Here is a 17609-nt window from a genome sequence, read left to right as displayed (position 1 = left end):
GTCAGACCGGAGTCCACCAACCAAGGCACTCTCGACTCCCTGGCGGGGCGGGTCAGACCGGAGCCCACCAACCAAGGCACTCTCGACTCCCTGGAGAGACGAGTCAGACTGAAGTCCACCAACCAAGGCACTCTCGACTCCCTCGCGGAGCGAGTCAGACTGGAAGATCGGCAGTTCCCCTGCCATTCACGCCACGGCCTGTTATTGCCAAGCGATAGAAACCCCTCAATATATTACCATTTTCTATTTATCCCATCAATTTTTGTAAAATCAATAGAATGAATTGAAACCTGAAATCAATCCAAAAAAAAACACAAGCAAAAAGCCCCTTTCGGTTTGAAAGGGGCTCGCCTGCGAGCTTCAAAGCCTTGGTCCATTTCTTCGCCCGCTCAGCCCAGCAAATGCTTGCGCGCATCGAGAATGACGCCGGCGGTCTCCTCGATCGCGCGGTCGGTCACGTCGACGACGAGGCAGCCGAGCCGCCGGAACAGCTCCTGCGCGTACTCCAGCTCCTCCGCCACCCGCTCCAGGCGGGCGTAGCTGACGCCGGCCGGCAGCCCCATGCTCTTCAGCCGCTCGATGCGGATCGAGATGAGCTTCTCCGGCTGCATCGTCAGGCCGACGAAGCGGGAGCCCGGCATGCGGAACAGCTCCTCCGGCGGCTTGACCTCGGGCACGAGCGGGTAGTTCGCCACCTTGTAGCCTTTGTGCGCCAGGTAGATGCCAAGCGGCGTCTTGGACGTGCGGGAGACGCCGAGCAGGATCAGATCCGCGTCCTTCCATCCGACGACATGCTGCCCGTCGTCCGACTTGACCGTGAACTCGACCGCCTCCACCCGGGTGAAATATTCCTCGTCCATCCGATGCGGCCGTCCCGCCTCCTGCTTGGGCGCGGAGTTGAACGTGCGGACGAAGCCCTCCATGACCGGTCCCATCACGTCGACGGCGCAGACGCCGAGGCGCGCGGACTCCTGGCGGATCATCTCCCGCAGCTCGGGCAGCACCAGCGTGTAGACGACAAAGCTGCCGATCGAGGCGGCGTGCTCCATCAGCTCGCGCACCTCTTCCTCGGACTTGACGTTCGCCCAGCGCTCCACCTGGACCGACTCCGCCTCGAACTGGCGCAGCGTCGCGCGCACGACCGTCTCCGCCGTCTCCCCCGCCGAATCGGAGCAGACGACGATGCGTTTCCTGTCTTCGTTCAACCGTTGGCTCAACCTCTTCCCCGCCTCCTCCTAGCTTTCCGCCGACGCCTCGTAGAACAGCCGGGTCACGGTCGTCTTGGTAATGCGGCCGACGACCTCCAGCCCCGCCTCCGGCCCGTCCCCGAGCGGCCGCACGACCGGCAGGCCGTCGATCTCGCGGGCGATCATGACCGCCATCGCCTCGCGCACCGTCTGCTCCGGCGTCACCGTCGCCAGATTGGACAGCCGCGTCATGACGAGGCCGAGCGGCATCGAGGAGGCCTGCGGATTGCCGAGGGCGACCTTGAGCAGATCCTTGCGCGAGACGATGCCCGCCAGGCGGCCAGCTTCGTCGACGACGGTGAGGCTGCCTACATTTTCCAGAAAAAGCGTCACGACCGCATCGCTCACCGTCGCCGTCTCGCGCTGCACGACCGGCACGCCCATCACCTCGCGCACGGGCAGCAGCGCGGCGGCGGCGCTGGAGTCCGCGGCGCGCTCCGACTCGTCGCGGCTGCCGAGGAAATAGCCGACCTTGGGCTTGGCGTCAAGATAGCCGAGCATGACGAGCAGCCCGAGGTCGGAGCGGATCGCCGGGCGCGTCACTCCGAGCAGCTCGGCGATCTGCTCGCCCGTGATCGGCGCGCGGCGGCGGACCGTCTCTACGATCTTCTTTTGCCTCGTCGATAGTTTGATCGCCTTTCCCTCCGCTCGCTTCATGTTCTACCATCCATTGTAACCGATGGCAGGACGATTTCACACCGGCAAAGCGTCCGCTAAAGCGGAAGGAGCAGCGTCCCGGCCGGGCCTGGCAAGAGCGGCCTGGGCGGCCGCGATGCGCGCCATCGGGATGCGGTACGGCGAGCAGCTGACGTAGTCGAGGCCGATCTCGTGGCAGAAGAAGATCGAGTCGCGCTCGCCGCCGTGCTCGCCGCAGATGCCGGCCTTGAGGCCCGGCCGCGCGGCGCGCCCCGCCTCCGTGGCGATGCGGATGAGCTGGCCGACGCCCTCCTCGTCGAGCACCTGGAACGGATTGAACGGCAGCAGCCGGCGCTCGACGTAGCGCGCGAGGAACTTGCCTTCGGCGTCGTCGCGGCTGCAGCCGTAGGTCATCTGCGTCAGGTCGTTCGTGCCGAAGGAAAAGAAGTCCGCATGCTCTGCGATCCGCCCGGCCGTCAGCGCGGCGCGCGGCACCTCGATCATCGTGCCGACGCGGATCGGCCGCTCGCGCCGCAGCGGCTCCGGCAGCAGCCGCTCCGCAACGGCCTCGACCTCGGCCCGCAGCAGGCCAAGCTCCGCCGCTTCGCCGACGAGCGGGATCATGATCTCCGCCCGCACGTCGACGCCGCGCTCCGCGCAGGCCGCTGCCGCCAGGCACAGCGCCTCCGCCTGCATCCGGTAGATCTCCGGATGCATGATGCCGAGCCGGCAGCCGCGCTGGCCGAGCATCGGGTTGGCCTCGCGCAGCGCATCCGAGCGGCGCAGCAGCGCCTCCAGCTCGGCGCGCTCGCCCTCGCGGGCGGCCTCGAGCTTGCGCTGCAGCTCCTCGCGGCCCGGCAGGAACTCATGCAGCGGCGGGTCGAGCAGCCGGATCGTCACCGGCAAGCCATCCATCGCCTCCAGCAGCCCTTCGAAGTCGGCCTGCTGCATCGGCCGCAGCTGCGCCAGCGCCGCCTCCCGCGCCTCGTCGGTCTCGGCGGCGATCATCCGCTGCATGACGGCCAGCCGCTCCGGAGCGAAAAACATATGCTCCGTGCGGCACAGCCCGATGCCCTGCGCGCCGAGCCGGCGCGCGGCGCGCGCGTCCTCCGGCGTATCGGCGTTGGCATGCACCTCCAGCCGCCGCAGCTCGTCGGCCCAGCGCAGCACCTGCAGCAGCTCCTCTGTCACGGCCGGCTCGCGCAGCGGCATGCGGCCCGCGATGACGCGGCCCGTGCCGCCGTCGATCGTCAGCCAGTCGCCTTCGGCGATCGCCTCGGCCCCGCCGCCGCGCACGGCGAGCCGCTTCGCCTCAGCGTCGACCGCGAGCGCCTCGCAGCCGCAGACGGCCGGCTTGCCCATGCCGCGCGCGACGACCGCCGCATGGCTCGTCATGCCGCCGCGGCTCGTCAGGATGCCTTCGGCGGCGAGCACGCCGTGGATGTCGTCCGGCGTCGTCTCGGGACGCACGAGGATGACCGGCTGTCCGTCCCGGCTCCAGCGCTCCGCCGTATCGGCGTCGAACACGGCCCGGCCGATCGCCGCTCCCGGCGACGCCGGCAAGCCCTTGGCGAGCGGCTGTCCGGCGGCCGACTCGTCGATGCCGCGATGGAGCAGCTGCTCCAGATGCGCCAGCTCCACGCGGCGCACCGCTTCCTCGCGAGCGATCCTTCCTTCGCAGACGAGATCGACGGCGATGCGGAGCGCGGCTTGGGCGCCTCTTTTGCCCGTACGGGTCTGCAGCAGGAACAGGACGCCCCGCTCGATCGTGAATTCGATGTCCTGCATGTCGCCGTACCGCTCCTCCAGCGTCCGGCCCCAGCGCTCCAGCTCGGCATGCGCCTGCGGCAGCGCCGCGGCGAGCGCGGCGATCGGCTGCGGCGTGCGGACGCCGGCGACGACGTCCTCGCCCTGCGCGTTCAGCAGGAACTCTCCATACAGGCCCGGCTCCCCCGTCGACGGGTCGCGGGTGAAGACGACGCCGGTGCCGCAGTCCGCGCCCTTGTTGCCGAACACCATGCGCTGCACCGTCACCGCCGTCCCGCCCGAGCCGTCGATGCGGTTGACGCTTCGGTAGACGCGGGCGCGCGGGTTGTCCCAGGAGCGGAACACCGCCTCGACCGCCAGCCGCAGCTGCTCCAGCACGTCCTGCGGGAACGGGCGGCCGGCCTGCCGGAGCACGAGCTGCTGGTAGTCGAGGACGAGCGCGCGCCAATGCTGCGCTTCGAGCTGCTGGTCGGTCTCGACGCCCGCCGCTTCCTTGCGCGCCTCCAGCAGGCGCTCGAAGCGCCAGCCGTCGACGCCGAGCACGACCTGGCCGAACATGGCGATGAGGCGGCGGTAGCAGTCGAAGGCGAAGCGCTCGTCGCCGGTGGCGGCGGCCAGCCCTTCCGCCGTCTCGTCGTTGAGCCCGAGGTTGAGGATCGTATCCATCATGCCCGGCATCGACACCGCCGCTCCCGAGCGCACCGAGACGAGCAGCGGGTCGGCGCGGTCGCCCAACCGCTGGCCGCCGCGCTCCTCCAGCACCGCCAGCGCCTCGCGGATCTCCGCCCAGAGCGGCTCCTCCAGCATGCCGCCGGAGCGGCCGTAATCCCGGCATGCTTCCGTCGTGACGGTGAAGCCGGGGGGAACCGGCACGCCGGCGGCGGTCATTTCCGCCAGGCCCGCTCCTTTGCCTCCGAGCAGCTGCTTCATGTCCGCGCGGCCTTCCTCGAACGCATAGACGCGCTTGGCGCTCATGGGCGCTCCCCCTCTCCGGCGGCGGGGCGCGTCGGCGGCGCGTAGTTCAGGCCGGAATCGGCGGCAGCCTCCCGGCATCGCGGCGAGTCGCAAAGGCTGTGGAAGATTTTGACCCGATTCGTCGGAAGCGTATCGACGATCTCGTTGCAGCTCGGGCATAAAATGAGTCCGTAGTCCAGGCTGCCTTCGACAGCGGCTAATCCGTTTTTCATAGGGTCCATCTCCTTATGAAGTCGTGGGTTGAACGGGCATCTTGGCGCAGCGACAGCTATGGGAAGGGAACGATTCGCGAGGCTGAATGTTGATCGCGTCGAAGGTCAATGCGGCTGAAGGTCAATGGCGTCCGTGGCGCCGCTAGACGCGGACGGCCTGCGCGCCGCCGAGCCGGCCAGCGGCCGAAGCACGCTCCGCGATCCGCGCCGCCAGGTCGACGACCCGGCAGGCGTAGCCCCATTCGTTGTCGTACCAGGCGCTCAGCTGCACGGAGGAGCCGCGGGCCAGCACGCTCGGTCCGTCGACGACCGCCGACTTGTCGCAGCCGATGTAGTCGGCGGACACGAGCGGCAGGTCGGCGTAGCCGACATACGGCGCGAGCGGTCCGGCAGCCGCCTCGCGCAGCGCCTCGCGGACCTCGTCCGCCGCTGCCGGCGCGCCCAGCTCGAGCTGCAGCTGCAGCAGCGACACGTCGGCGACGGGAACGCGCACCGCCGAGCCGCGGATGACGGGAGCGAGCTCCGGCAGCACCTCGCGCAGCGCTTTGGAGACGCCGGTAGCGGCAGGGACGATGGAGGCGCCGCAGGAGCGGGCCCGGCGCCAGTCGCGATGCGGGTTGTCCAGATGGTTCTGGTCGCTCGTGAAGGCGTGGATCGACGTCGCCCAGCCGCCCCTGACGCCGAAAGCCTCGTGCATGGCCTTGAGCACGGGGGCAAGGCAGTTGGTCGTGCAGGAGGCGGCGGAGACGAAGCGGTGGACCGACGGGTCGAAACGCTCGTCGTTGACGCCCATGACGGCGGTCAGGTCGGCTTCGCCCGGAGAAGTGAGCAAGACGCGTCCCGCTCCCGCCTCGAGGTGCTTTTCCATGCCCGCCCGATCGGTGAACGCCCCGGTCGCGTCGATGACGAGGTCGATGCCGAGCCGCCTCCACGGCAGCCGGGACGGGTCGCGCTCGGATACGAGCTCGATCCGGTTCTGGGGCGACGAGTTCCGCTCAGGCGCGGGCTCGATCCAATTCTGGGGCGACGAGCTCTGCTCGGATGCGGGCTCGAGCCGGTTCTGGGGCGACGAGTTCCGATCGGATGCGGGCTCGATTCGGTTCTGCGTGGACGGGTTCCGCTCAGGCGCAGAGTCGATTCGGCTGCTCGGCTGCGGGGAGGAGCTTCGTCCGGGCGGGATCCCGGTTCGATCCAGCCGCTCGTCGGCCTCCAGCCGAACCAGCGCTCCGCCGTCCGTCCTCACCCGTCCCGGCCAGCGGCCGTGCACGGTGTCGTATTCCAGCAGATGGACCAGCATGTCGGGGGCGCAGGTCGTGTTGACGGCGACGAGCTCGAGCTCCGAGCCATCCGCGAGGTCCAGCAGCCGGCGGATGCAGAGACGGCCGATTCTTCCTGTGCCGTTGATGGCGATTCGCATGAAAGCAGCTCCTTTATGACGTATAATTATAAATATGACGCCTTATAAGGCAAGGGAAAGCCGCATCCAGCTCTCCCGCGGAGATGTCCGGGCTCGAGCCGAATTCGGCGAATGGCCATGGCGTCGCCCGGTGGACGCCGCAGAGGCGGGCCCGGCGGCCGCTGGATGGCAGTCGGTCCAGAGTCGGCCGGCGCTTACCCGAGCGCCTGGTCGCTGCGCATCGCGGCTTTGAGCGACAGGTCATGGCGCGTCTGGATGAAGCGCACCGTGCGCGTCGCCGCTCTCATGACGACCGAGTGCGTCGTGGCGAGCCGGCCCGGAAGCTCGCGCACGCCGTCCAGGAAATCTCCCTGCGTCACGCCGGTCGCGGCGAAGATGACGTCGCCCGTGCCGACCAGATCCTCCATGCGCAGCACCCGCGACGGATCGGCGATGCCCATCGCGGCGCAGCGGCGCAGCTGCTCCTCTCCCTCGGGGAGCAGGCGGCCTTGCAGCTCGCCGCCGAGGCATTTGACGGCTGCTGCCGCCAGCACGCCTTCCGGCGCTCCGCCGGAGCCGACGTACAGATCGACGCCCGTCTCGGGAAAGCAAGGCGCCATCGCCCCGGCCACGTCGCCGTCGGTCAGCAGCCGGACGCGTACGCCAAGCGCCCTCAGCTCGGCGAGCAGCGGCGCATGCCGCTCCCGCTCGAGCAGCGACACCGTCAGCTCGGAGAGCGGCTTGCCGAGCTCATGCGCCGCCTTGCGCATGGTCGCCGCAAGCGGATCCTGCAGCCGCAGCCGGCCCGCGAGCGCAGGGCCGACCGCAAGCTTCTGCATGTACATGTCGGGGGCATGCAGCAGCTGGCCGCGCGGCGCGAGCGCCAGCACCGACAGCGCGTTGTTGAGGCCGCGCGCGGCGAGCTCCGTCCCTTCGAGCGGGTCGACGGCCACATCCGCCTCCGGGCCGCTGCCGACGCCGAGCTCCTCGCCGATATAGAGCATCGGCGCCTCGTCCATCTCCCCTTCGCCGATGACGACGCGTCCGCGGATCGAGACCGAGCCGAACATCCTCCGCATCGCCTCCGTCGCCGCACCGTCGGCCATCATCTTGTCGCCCCGCCCGATCCACGGGGAGCAGGCCAAGGCGGCCAGCTCGGTCACCCGCACCACTTCAAGCGCCAATTCGCGTTCCATGCCCTCATCCTTTCGCATGCTTGCCGATTTAGCTCCTCGCCCCTCGCTTCTTGCTTCTTGCTCCGCCAGGAGGGATCTTCCGGATATAATGTAACACATATTATATATGAGTCACAATAGGCGATGGATGATTTTATTATGCGTACTATTTAGACAGGCGATGAAGGAAAGGAAACGAGCTTAGCCTGCAAAAAAGCTCTCAGCATAGCCAACAGCCAGGCAGGCAAGCTGCCTTATCTACGAATAAAGACCGAACAGAAGGAAGCCCGGCTTCCTTCTGTTCGGTCTTTATTGGTAGAGCCCGTCCATCCTGATCGCCGCAAACGAGGACTCCTTGTCTAGGAGACAGAGCCCTGATCAGGCAAGAACTGTCGGCCGCATATCCTTACCAGGCGTAGGCTTTCGGAGCCTGTCCGCCCGGGCCGGGGAAGATCTCGTCGATGCGCTTGAGCGTGCTCTCGTCGAGCTTGATCTCGACGGCCCGCAGGGAGCGCTCGAATTGCTCCAGCGTACGGACGCCGATGATCGGAGCCGTGACGGCCGGCTGATGGAGCAGCCAGGCCAGCGACACGAGATCCTCGGTCTCTCCGAGCTCGTCGCATAGGCGGCCGTAAGCCTCCAGCTGCTCGCGATGCCGATCCGAGCGGTTGTCGCCGCTCCGCTGGCCCGCTTCGCCGCGGCGGATGTTGCCGGACAGCAGGCCGCCGTCAAGCGGACTCCACGGAATGATGCCGATGCCATGCGCCTGTGCGGACGGCAGCACCTCCAGCTCGGGCAGGCGGGTCAGCAGATTGTACTTGTGCTGCTCGGAAACGAGGCCGAGCACGCCGCGGGCCTTGGCCTCGCCTTGGGCGACCGCCAGATCCCAGCCCGCGAAATTGCTGGAGCCGACATAGCCGATCTTGCCCTGCGCCTGCATGTCGCCGAACGCCGGCCACAGCTCGTCCCAGCTGGCGCTGCGATCGACGTGATGCATCTGGTACAGCTCGATGTGATCGGTCTGCAAGCGGCGCAGCGACCCTTCCAGATGACGGCGAAGCTTGTACGACGACAGGCCCGACTCGCCGTTGGGCCCGTCAAGCGGATCATTCATGTCGCCGTAAGCCTTGGTGGCGATCACGGTGCGCTCGCGGCGGCCGCCGCCTTGCGCGAACCAGCGGCCGATGATCTCCTCCGTGCGGCCGGAGTTCTCTCCCCAGCCGTAGATGTTCGCCGTATCAAAGAAGTTGATGCCCGCATCCAGCGCGGCATCCATAATCGTAAACGCTTCCTTTTCATCCGTTCCGACGCCGAAATTCATCGTGCCCAGGCAGAGGCGGCTGACCCGCAGCCCCGAGCGGCCAAGCTTGGTGTACTCCATCTGTCCTTCGAACTCCCTTCCAGACGCAAGAAATGAATTGCTCTACCAGTATACCTGAACGAAAGAGGCGGCGGAAAAAAATCGCTGCATGCCGATAGACGAAAAGTCGACTCAAGAAAGTCGGCTTTAGCGGCTGCAAGGCAACGTTACTATTGCCTCGGTTATTGATAGACCAGATATAGACGATAGGGAAGTGGTTTAATGCCGCCTACCTGCGGACGAACGCCCCGTCCTGCCAGCGCCCTCGCGTTTCGTTCTTGCACAGCGGCTTTTTGCTTCGACAGGAACCCAATCATTGCTCAGGGGAACCCCTTATCATGCTTTTTCCAATATACCTTTCCAAAAATGAAACGAGAGCGGTTGCGACTAACAAAATCGTTCAATGCCGATGACGCTCCGCTAACATGGCGAAGCTAGGCTGAAGAGGCGCGGCTGCCGCCGATCTGCCGCCTCCGCGTCGAATTTGAATTCAAGGTACTTTTGTGCCCTGGATCAACCCATCCGCGTCGGATTTCTGAATCCAAGGCACTTTTGTGCCCTGGATCGACACATCCGCGACGGATTTTTGAATCCAAGGCACTTTTGTGCCCTGGATCGACCCATCCGCAGCGGATTTTTGAATCCAAGGCACTTTTGTGCCCTGGATCGACACATCCGCGGCGGATTTCTGAATCCAAGGCACTTTTGTGCCCTGGATCGACACATCCGCGACGGATTTTTGAATCCAAGGCACTTTTGTGCCCTGGATTGGCCGTATCCCCGGCCGTCGCCGTGTCTGCCGCTCTGCCGAACGACTTCTTCCATCCGGAAAGGAGCTCTGAACGAAATGGCCCTGCGCTTCCGGTTCCTGCGAACCCCCGCTTCGTCCGCCGCTTCTGCCGCGCCCTTGGAATCCGCTGCATCTCTTGTTCGCGCGCCTCACTCAAGCTCGGCGCTCATTCCGGCGCCTGCTCCGACCACGCTCCCGCCCTCTGCCGCCCCTGCGTCCGCTCCGCCCCCCGCTCCGGCTGTCGCCGAACGTGACTCGAGAGCGCCTGCTCCGCCCACGCTCCCGCCCTCTGCCGCTCCTGCGTCCGCTCCGGCTGCCGCCGAGCGTGCCGCGAGAGCGGCTGCTCCGCCCACGCTCCCGGCCTCGCCGTCCCGCTCGCTCCGCCGCCAGCCGAAGGCGCTGCTGCTGTACGCCTCCTACGGCGACGGCCATCTGCAGGCCGCCAAAGCCATCCGCGCCCAGCTCGCCGAACGAGGCTGCGGCCCGATTCGAATGGTCGATCTGATGGCCGAGGCCCACCCGCTGCTGAACGCCCTCTCTCGCTGCTTTTACCGCAGCAGCTACCGCCTCTTCCCCGGCGTGTACGGCTGGCTGTACGAGCGCACGCGCCTCGCGGCGCCCGGCTCGGCGCTTGCCGCCGTCCTGCACGCCCCCGGCCGCAGGCGCCTGCGGCAGCTGCTGCGCGAGGAGCGGCCCGACCTCGTGCTGCATACGTTCCCGCTCTTTCCCGGACCGCCCGCCGGATCGCCGGACCGGCCCGCGCTGACGGCCGCGATCGTCACCGACTACGACCTGCACCGCCGCTGGGTCCACCCCGGCATCGACCGCTACTACGCCGCCTCGGAGGAAATGAAAAGCGAGCTCCTCGCCGCCGGCGTGCCCGAGGAGCGCGTCTGCTTCGCCGGCATCCCGGTCAGGCCCGGCTTCGACGCGCGCCGGCGCGGCTCCGACCGCTCCGCGCTGGAGCGTCGCGGCTTCGATCCCGAGCTGCCGCTCGTGCTGCTCATGGGCGGCGGAGCCGGCATCCTCGGCGGCCTGCTGCCCGCCTGCGGCCGGCTGCTCGCCGAGCGGCCGCAGGTCCAGCTCGCGCTCGTCTGCGGCCGCAACGAGGCGTTCGCGCGCGACGCCCGCCGCCGCTTCGCCGGCCGCCCGGATTCGAGCCGCCTGCATGTGCTCGGCTACGTCGAGGAGCTGCCGGAGCTGATGCTGCATGCGGCATGCCTCGTAACGAAGCCGGGCGGGCTGACGATCGCCGAAGGGCTGGCGGCCGGCGTGCCGCTCGTGCTTTACCGCCCCGTACCGGGCCAAGAGCGCCGCAACGCGGCCTACGCGGCGCGCCTGGGCGCGGCCGCCGTCGTCCGCACGCCGGAGGCGCTCGTCGAGGCGGTGCTGAAACTGTTGGACGACCCGGAGCGTCTTAAGGAAAGCGCGCGCCGGGCGGGAGCGCTTGGCCGGCCGGACGGCGCCGGACGGATCGCCGACGATTTGCTGCAGCGGCTCGAGGGGTATACTGGAAAAGAACGGCCGATCCGGCCAAGCTCCGTTCAAGGAGGAACCTCGGATGAAGGCAATACCATCGCTGCTGCGCTCCGAAGCTAGAAGCCGCTCCCAGCTCCCGCTGCTCGCCGCCGTCCTGCTGCTCGTCGAATTCGCGCGCGGGGCGGCGCTGGTCAGCTTCCTGCCCCTGTACGGCACCGATACGCTCGGCCTGACGCTGGGGACGGTCGGAGCGGCGATCGCCGCCCACTATCTGACCGACACGGCGCTCAAGCTCGGCATCGGCTACTGGCTGGACCGGCATTCGATCCGGGCCGTCGTCTTCGCGGGCATGCTCGCCTCGCTCGCCGGCATCCTGCTGCTGCCGCTCGCGCATGCGCCGTGGCTGTTCATCGCGGCGTCCGCGCTGTACGGCGTCGGCATCTCCCCGATCTGGATCGTCTGCCTCACCCAGGTCAGGGAAGAAAAGCGGGCCTCGCAAATGGGCACGCTCTATGCCATCTGGCTCGGCGGCCTCGGCGCCGGGCCGATCGTCTGCAACATCGTGCTCGACTTCAGCGGCGGCGCCGCCTATCTGCTGCTGCTCGGAGCCGTCGCCGCCGCTACGGCCCTCTCGCTGCTGCTGCGCGGCCGCACCGGAGCGGACGCTCCGCAGCATGTGCCGCTGCGCCGGCAGCTGCCGGTGCTCCGGGAGCGGCTGCAGGCGATGCGGCTGCTGCTGCCCGGCATGGTGCTGCAGACTGCCGTCGCCGGCATGCTCGTCACTGTCCTGCCGACGTTCGCGACGGACCGCCTGGCGCTGAGCGGCGCCCAGTACTCGCTGCTGCTCACGGCCGGAGGCGTGCTGACGATCGGCATGCTCCTGCCGATGGGCAGGCTGTCCGACCGGCTCAGCCGCCATCGGCGCTGGTTTCTCGTCGTCGGCTTCTTCGCTGTCGCGGCCTCGCTGTACGCGCTCTCCTTCACGCGCGGCTTCGGGCTGTGCCTGGCGCTGGCCGCCCTGCTCGGCCTGTCCTACGCCGCCGTGCTGCCCGCCTGGAACGCGCTGCTCGCCGCCTATGTTCCTCCTAGCCAGAAAGGGCTCGGCTGGGGTATGCTGAGCACAGTGGAGGGCGTCGGCGGCATGATCGGCCCCGTCGCCGGCGGCCTCGCGGCCACCTGGCGCGGCGAGCCGTTCGTCGTCTGGCTGAGCGCCCTGCTGTTCGGACTCATCGGGCTGTGCTACGGCTTCCTGCCTCTCGCGGAAGCCGATCACGGCCGCACTAATCCACCGGAATAGGTTGTGAGCTTTTTCCATGAACCACGTCCAGAAGTGGCTCAGCCAACTCAAAAACATGAACCTGCAGCAGCTCGAGCATACGCTGCAGCAGCTTTCCCACTACGGACCGCTGCCCGGCATCCTGCTGCCGTTCGCGGAAGCGTTCCTGCCGTTCCTGCCGCTGTTCGTCTTTATCGCGGCCAATGCCAACATCTACGGCCTCGGCCTCGGCTTCCTCTACTCGTGGATCGGCGTCAGCGCCGGGTCCATCTGCGTGTTCGCCATAGCCCGCTCGTTCGGCTCGGGCCTCGGCATGTGGCTGGAGCGGCGCTTCCCTCGCGCCGGCAAGTTTTTCGACTGGCTGGAGCGCCGCGGATTCACGCCGGTGTTCCTGCTCAGCTGCTTTCCCTTTTCCCCGTCGGTGCTGGTGAACATCGCCTCCGGCCTGAGCTCGCTGCCGCTGCGCACGTTCCTGCTCGCCGTGCTGCTCGGCAAAGCCGTCATGATCATGATCATCTCGCTGCTCAGCTTCAATATCGGCGAGCTCGCGCCTTGGCGCATCGCCGTGGCGGCCGTCGTCGTCGTTGCGATGTGGCTGGGCGGCAAGAAGCTCGAGATGCGCTACCTCGCCAAGTAGCGGCCGCCGTCCCGGCGCTGCCGAAAGTTGCCTGCTCCGCCCGCTTATAGGACAGCCCCTCCGGCGGCACACTGTTGAGGCAGTCCAATGCCGAGAGGAGAATGGCCATGTCAGGCGAGCAGCCGTCCGCCAAGCAGTTGTCCGCGCGCAAGGCGCAGTCGCAAGCCGACCGCTCCGGCCGCGGCAAAGCCCAGGCCAGCGAGCGTCAGTCCGACGCCGACGCCGCGGCAGTCAAGAAGCACGGCGTCTAGCCGGCCCGGAACAGGAGGAAAGCTTGATGAGCAGGAACGAGGACAACCCCGTCCACAACGAAATGGAACCGGTCTCGGGCGAGCATGTCGAGGTCGACGGCGTCTACACGAACCAATGGGGACGCGAGGAGAAGCTGCAGCGCGGAGACGTCTTTCCGGCCGACCCGATGTGGGGCTCGACGGAATGGAAGCTGACCGAGCTTGAATTCAGCAACCATCACGCGGGCCACACCGACCCGCGCGAGATTCCGCATGACGGCGCGAACGATCCGGAGAACCATCTCCAGCATCCGCGCCGCCATAAGCACAAAGAGCATCGCGGCGACGAGTAGGCCCGGCGCCCGCTTGGGCCCGCTCTCGCCATACGTCAAAAAAGGCGCGTTCCGTCTATACGGAATGCGCCTTTTTGGCGGCTGCACAGCCGGAAGCATCCGGGCGGCATGTCCGCAGCGAGGCTTCGCGGCTAGCCGAAGCTCCGCCCGCCGCTTAATCCTTGCCGCGCAGCGGGAAGATCTGCCAGCGGCTCGAGGCGCCTTCCGCCTCGCGCGTCTGCACCTGCTCGATCACTTTTTCGAGGCGACGCAGATGGTAGCCGTACTCGAACAGCGCCGAGGCGACAAAGACGAGCCGGCGATGCTCCTCCGGATTGTCCCGCAGGTAGTCCGTCAGCTGGCGGGCCAGGCTCGAGCCGGTAATCGACTCCGCCTGGCTGAACGAGCCGGGCTTGACCTTGTTGTCGAGCTTGAGCAGCAGGAATTCGTGGTACTTGGTCAGCTCCTCGATCTGGGCGTCCATCCGTCCGGCCCAGGCTTCGGCGCCCGGCGCGGAGAAATAATGCTCCTCGACGACCTCGAGCAGATCGGCGCCTTTGTTCACGACGCGGATCAGCTGCCTCGCCAGCAGCAGCTGGCGGGCCCTCTCCGCCCGGCTCGACGCGCGGAAGCTGCGCTCGTCCTCGAGCACCTTGAAGCGCTCCTCGAGGCGGCCGATCGTGCCTTGAAGCTTGTCTTTCTCCGCGTTGTACACCTGCTCCCTCATCTCGTCGGAGATCGACGTGCGCAGCAGCAGCGACAGCTGGGCGTAGCTCTGATGCACGAGATCGTGGAACTGGCGGCGCGGACTCGGCGGAAAGATGAGCACGTTGACAGCGAACGCCGCCCCCATGCCCGTCAGCACCTGCAGGAAGCGCTCCACGGCGAACATCCAGCCGGTGGAGTTGGCCTCCATCACGGCCACGACGGTGACGAGCGTCAGGCCAACGGTCGCCTCCATCTTGAGCTTGATGCTGATGAGGATGACGGCGATGCAGACGATGCCGACGGTGATCGGCGAGTTGCCGATGAGCTGCACCGCGCCAAGCGCGATCGCCGCGCCGAGCAGGTTCGTCTGGAACTGGTCGCTGACCTGCTGCCACGAGCGGAAGATCGACGGCTGCAGGGTGAAGATGGCCGATACGGCCGATAAAATCGGATTGACGAAGCCGAACAGGCCGCTCAAATAAATGGCCAGCGCCACGGCCATGCCCGTCTTGAGGACGCGGGCGCCTATCGTCATGGTGCGGGGCCTCCTTTGGATTCGCGCAAAATAGCGGACAGCCGCCTCAGCCGGCCGAGGCGGGAGCCTCGGGCTCCCGGAACGAGCTGCGCGCGTTGTGGCTGCGGCAGGGCAGCCGGATCTCGAACGTCGTGCCGATGCCGAGCTCGCTGGAGACGCGGATCCGTCCTTTATGATTGTCCACAATTTTATAGGATACCATAAGACCGAGTCCAGTGCCCTTGTCCTTGGTCGTATAGAACGGCTGCCCCATCTTGGCGAGCTGCTCCTCGTCGATGCCGGGTCCGCGGTCGATGACGGAAATGACGGCCTCTCCGTCCTCCCGGCGCAGGCCGATGCCGATCTCGCCGCCGTCCTGCATGACCTCGATCGCGTTTTTCAGCACGTTGATGAACACCTGCTTCACTTGCGAATCGACGCCGTAGATCCAAAGCGGATTGTCGCCGTAGTCCGCCTTGATCTCGATGCCGTACAGCGCCGCCTGCGACTCCAGCAGCAGCACCGTGTCGAGCATCATGACGCGGACGTCGGCGAAGTCCATCTCGTACACCTGAGGCTTGGACAGCATGAGCAGCTCGCTGACGATCGTCTCGATCCGGCTCAGCTCCGACTTCATGATGTCGAAATAACCGGCAGAGGAAGAGCGGCCGCTCGCCATCAGCTGCAGGAAGCCTTTGAGCGAGGTGAGCGGATTGCGGATCTCGTGGGCGATGCCGGCCGCGAGCTGGCCCGCGACGTACAGCTTCTCGGAGTTGATGAGCAGCTCCTCGTTCTTCTTGCGCTCCGAGATGTCGCGGATGATGACGACGACGATCGGCTTGCCGACGAAGGTCGATTCCGAAAGGATGACTTCCGTGCTGATGAGCCGTCCCTTGACGGTTACCCAATCGAGCTCGATCGGAGGGCTTTCCCCTCGTCTCCTCTCCTTGCCGCTGCGGCGCAAGGTCGGCCGCAGGTAGGCGCTCATGCGCTCGTGATGGCCGGAGTAAAGAAATTCGTAGACCGAGCGGCCGACCATCTCCGACTCGTTCTGGATCTCGAACATGCGCCGGCCCGAGCGATTGATGAATTCCCAATTGGAGCCGCTGATGACGGCGATCGTGTCGATCGAGTTCTCGACGATGAGCCGGTACCGCTCGTTGATGAGGCCGTAGCGGCGGTCGGCCACCCATGCGATGATGCTGAAGGCGAAAATGACGATCGCGGCCAGCGCGAGCAGCAGGCCCATGAGCATGACGTAATCGTCCAGCCGGTAGTCCGGCGGCGACATCGTTCTCGATACGGTCGTCCCGGCGAGGGACAGCACATGAAGGGCAAGCGTGCCGCATGCCAGCAGCAGGCTGCACAGCGGGCGGAATTTTCCGCCGTATTTGGCGTGGAGATGGAGGGCTGCGACGGTCGCGCTCAAGAAGCACAGCGCTCCGACGGAGATGTAGATGGGATCGACGCGGAAATGGCCGAGGCGGTGGGTCAGCAGGCCCATGAGATGCAGCAGCAGCACCCCGGCCGTCAGGATGGACGACGCCGTCAGCTGGCGCAGGATGGAGGCGGGATGGCCGCCTCGCAGCAGGAAGGACAGCGCGAACAGCGCGCTGATCGTCGTGACGATCAGCGGCAGGACCGTCAGCGCGCCGACGGTCATGACGTAATCATAGGCGAGCATGCCGACAAAGTGCATCGACCAGACGCCGAGCGCGAACACGGCCGCAGCTCCGGTGAGCCAGAACAAGCGGCCGGGCCGAGTGCGCTGAAGCCCCCCTGTCATGCTCAGCATCGTGTACGAGGAGAACGTCGTGATGATAAAAGCGAGCAGGAGGTAAATCAGATGGTCGATCGTCAGGTATGGTTTCATGTAAATGGGTCCTCCCCCATTCATCTCTCTTTCTGCCGGAGCTCTTTTTCGCAGCCAGGAACGGGCGCGCGCCTCCTTGACGGAGATCGGTTCGAGGAGCCGGTCCTGCTGCGGCTTTCCACCCAATTCGACGGCAGGAAAGAAAATCCTTTTCATGCCGGATGGGAGGCGCTTTCAGAAACCGCTTCCGCGATTTCGGCGCGCTTACAGCCGGAGCGGGCTGGAATTTCGCGCCCGGCTCGCGTACACTAGGGCGTGTTTGCGGGATTGCCGGCACGTCGATCTAGGGCTATGAGAAAAGGAGCGGATCCGGATGGAAGAACAATTCGACATCTACGACGAAAGCTGGATGCCGGTCGGCACCGCTTCGCGCCGGGACGTGCATCGCCTCGGCCTGCGGCATCGCAGCTTTCACTGCTGGGTGTACCGCATCGGCTCCGGCGAGCCGAAGGTGCTGTTTCAAAAGCGGCAGCTCGGCAAGGACACGTATCCGGGCTTCCTGGACATCTCGGCGGCCGGCCATCTGGCGGCGGGCGAGACGGTGCGGGAGGCCGTGCGCGAGCTGGAGGAGGAGCTCGGCATCGCCGCGGCGTTCGAGGAGCTCGCCTATCTCGGCTGGAGCGAGGCCAGGGCGATCGGCAGCGCGGGCGGCGAGCCGTTCATCGACCATGAGCGGAGCGAGGAGTACGCCCTCCGCTGCGAGCGGCGTCCGCTGTCGCTGCGGCTGCAGCCGGAGGAGGTGCTCGGCGTCTACGAGGCGCCGCTGCGCGGCATGATCCGGCTGTTCGAAGGCGAGCTCAGCGAGCTGAGGGCGGAAGGCGCCGAGCTGGCGGGCGGCGGTAGTGCGGGCGGCGAGGGCGACCGGAGGAGTGCCGTTGGCGGAGGCGGCGAGGATGCGGACGGCGGCAGGAGTGCCGTTGGCGGGGGCGGCGAGGATGCGGACGGCGGCAGGAGTGCCGGAGGCGGGGGCCGCGAGGATGCGGACGGCGGCAGGAGTGCCGG

General features: G+C 66.9%; 15 protein-coding genes. 6 read left to right on the top strand and 9 right to left on the bottom strand.

What is annotated here, in order from left to right; translation table 11 throughout:
- Nucleotides 1–389: 389 nt before the first annotated feature.
- The 7 genes from H582_RS0110925 to H582_RS0110895 form a co-directional block, all read right to left on the bottom strand.
- A complete protein-coding gene (locus tag H582_RS0110925) occupies nucleotides 390–1217 on the bottom strand; it encodes a pyruvate, water dikinase regulatory protein (RefSeq protein ID WP_043111203.1) in 828 nt (275 codons plus the stop codon).
- A gap of 18 nt (nucleotides 1218–1235) precedes the next feature.
- Nucleotides 1236–1904, bottom strand: coding sequence for a helix-turn-helix transcriptional regulator (locus H582_RS0110920; RefSeq protein ID WP_043111202.1), 669 nt, complete (start codon nucleotides 1902–1904; stop codon nucleotides 1236–1238).
- 36 nt (nucleotides 1905–1940) lie between these two features.
- A complete protein-coding gene (gene ppdK, locus H582_RS27010; protein ID WP_052333146.1) occupies nucleotides 1941–4625 on the bottom strand; it encodes a pyruvate, phosphate dikinase in 2685 nt (894 codons plus the stop codon).
- Nucleotides 4622–4837 (bottom strand): GapA-binding peptide SR1P, encoded by a 216-nt coding sequence (locus H582_RS27005; RefSeq protein ID WP_043111201.1) that lies wholly within the window; start codon nucleotides 4835–4837, stop codon nucleotides 4622–4624. Before H582_RS27005 ends, ppdK begins: the two co-directional genes overlap by 4 nt.
- Before the next feature lie 142 nt (nucleotides 4838–4979).
- Nucleotides 4980–6254 carry a type I glyceraldehyde-3-phosphate dehydrogenase gene (locus H582_RS30005; RefSeq protein ID WP_052333145.1) on the bottom strand — a complete coding sequence of 425 codons (1275 nt, stop codon included), beginning with the start codon at nucleotides 6252–6254 and terminating at the stop codon, nucleotides 4980–4982.
- 194 nt (nucleotides 6255–6448) lie between these two features.
- Nucleotides 6449–7429, bottom strand: coding sequence for a class II fructose-bisphosphatase (glpX, locus tag H582_RS0110900; RefSeq protein WP_028598556.1), 981 nt, complete (start codon nucleotides 7427–7429; stop codon nucleotides 6449–6451).
- Between the two features lie 385 nt (nucleotides 7430–7814).
- The gene (locus H582_RS0110895) at nucleotides 7815–8789 is read right to left on the bottom strand and encodes an aldo/keto reductase (RefSeq protein ID WP_028598555.1); all 975 of its coding nucleotides are present in this window, start codon (nucleotides 8787–8789) and stop codon (nucleotides 7815–7817) included.
- 826 nt (nucleotides 8790–9615) lie between these two features.
- Here H582_RS0110895 and H582_RS26995 point away from each other — a divergent pair.
- From H582_RS26995 to H582_RS0110870, 5 genes are all read left to right on the top strand, one after another.
- Nucleotides 9616–11157 carry an MGDG synthase family glycosyltransferase gene (locus H582_RS26995; RefSeq protein ID WP_084137074.1) on the top strand — a complete coding sequence of 514 codons (1542 nt, stop codon included), beginning with the start codon at nucleotides 9616–9618 and terminating at the stop codon, nucleotides 11155–11157.
- Nucleotides 11120–12334: an MFS transporter gene (locus tag H582_RS0110885; RefSeq protein ID WP_052333143.1), complete on the top strand. Its 1215-nt coding sequence runs from the start codon at nucleotides 11120–11122 to the stop codon at nucleotides 12332–12334. The genes H582_RS26995 and H582_RS0110885 overlap by 38 nt, the downstream gene beginning before the upstream one ends.
- Nucleotides 12335–12350: 16 nt before the next feature.
- Nucleotides 12351–12950 carry a TVP38/TMEM64 family protein gene (locus H582_RS0110880; RefSeq protein ID WP_028598553.1) on the top strand — a complete coding sequence of 200 codons (600 nt, stop codon included), beginning with the start codon at nucleotides 12351–12353 and terminating at the stop codon, nucleotides 12948–12950.
- Between the two features lie 101 nt (nucleotides 12951–13051).
- A complete protein-coding gene (locus H582_RS31845) occupies nucleotides 13052–13201 on the top strand; it encodes a hypothetical protein (RefSeq protein ID WP_156876705.1) in 150 nt (49 codons plus the stop codon).
- 26 nt (nucleotides 13202–13227) lie between these two features.
- Nucleotides 13228–13533, top strand: coding sequence for a hypothetical protein (locus H582_RS0110870; protein WP_028598552.1), 306 nt, complete (start codon nucleotides 13228–13230; stop codon nucleotides 13531–13533).
- A 154-nt stretch (nucleotides 13534–13687) separates the two neighbouring features.
- Here H582_RS0110870 and H582_RS26990 read toward each other — a convergent pair whose 3' ends face one another.
- Complete coding sequence (locus H582_RS26990; protein ID WP_052333142.1) at nucleotides 13688–14755, bottom strand: FUSC family protein; 1068 nt, start codon at nucleotides 14753–14755, stop codon at nucleotides 13688–13690.
- A 46-nt stretch (nucleotides 14756–14801) separates the two neighbouring features.
- Nucleotides 14802–16607, bottom strand: coding sequence for an ATP-binding protein (locus H582_RS30000; RefSeq protein WP_052333141.1), 1806 nt, complete (start codon nucleotides 16605–16607; stop codon nucleotides 14802–14804).
- Between the two features lie 313 nt (nucleotides 16608–16920).
- Between H582_RS30000 and H582_RS29995 the strand changes: the two genes are divergently transcribed.
- Nucleotides 16921–17609: NUDIX hydrolase (locus tag H582_RS29995; RefSeq protein ID WP_205621420.1), on the top strand; the 689-nt coding region annotated here is incomplete at its 3' end.

Source organism: Paenibacillus pasadenensis DSM 19293, from assembly GCF_000422485.1.
Taxonomy (GTDB): domain Bacteria; phylum Bacillota; class Bacilli; order Paenibacillales; family Paenibacillaceae; genus Paenibacillus_O; species Paenibacillus_O pasadenensis.
The sequence above is the reverse complement of the archived record's forward strand: the minus strand, read 5'-3'. Positions and strand labels throughout refer to the sequence as shown.

Bases quoted from the DNA above. Each gene is read 5' to 3' on its own strand.
- H582_RS0110920 (WP_043111202.1), bottom strand. From the start codon at position 1,904: ATGAAGCGAGCGGAGGGAAAGGCGATCAAACTATCGACGAGGCAAAAG.
- ppdK (WP_052333146.1), bottom strand. From the start codon at position 4,625: ATGAGCGCCAAGCGCGTCTATGCGTTCGAGGAAGGCCGCGCGGACATG.
- H582_RS27005 (WP_043111201.1), bottom strand. From the start codon at position 4,837: ATGAAAAACGGATTAGCCGCTGTCGAAGGCAGCCTGGACTACGGACTC.
- H582_RS30005 (WP_052333145.1), bottom strand. From the start codon at position 6,254: ATGCGAATCGCCATCAACGGCACAGGAAGAATCGGCCGTCTCTGCATC.
- glpX (WP_028598556.1), bottom strand. From the start codon at position 7,429: ATGGAACGCGAATTGGCGCTTGAAGTGGTGCGGGTGACCGAGCTGGCC.
- H582_RS0110895 (WP_028598555.1), bottom strand. From the start codon at position 8,789: ATGGAGTACACCAAGCTTGGCCGCTCGGGGCTGCGGGTCAGCCGCCTC.
- H582_RS26995 (WP_084137074.1), top strand. From the start codon at position 9,616: ATGGCCCTGCGCTTCCGGTTCCTGCGAACCCCCGCTTCGTCCGCCGCT.
- H582_RS0110885 (WP_052333143.1), top strand. From the start codon at position 11,120: ATGAAGGCAATACCATCGCTGCTGCGCTCCGAAGCTAGAAGCCGCTCC.
- H582_RS0110880 (WP_028598553.1), top strand. From the start codon at position 12,351: ATGAACCACGTCCAGAAGTGGCTCAGCCAACTCAAAAACATGAACCTG.
- H582_RS31845 (WP_156876705.1), top strand. From the start codon at position 13,052: ATGGCCATGTCAGGCGAGCAGCCGTCCGCCAAGCAGTTGTCCGCGCGC.
- H582_RS0110870 (WP_028598552.1), top strand. From the start codon at position 13,228: ATGAGCAGGAACGAGGACAACCCCGTCCACAACGAAATGGAACCGGTC.
- H582_RS26990 (WP_052333142.1), bottom strand. From the start codon at position 14,755: ATGACGATAGGCGCCCGCGTCCTCAAGACGGGCATGGCCGTGGCGCTG.
- H582_RS30000 (WP_052333141.1), bottom strand. From the start codon at position 16,607: ATGAAACCATACCTGACGATCGACCATCTGATTTACCTCCTGCTCGCT.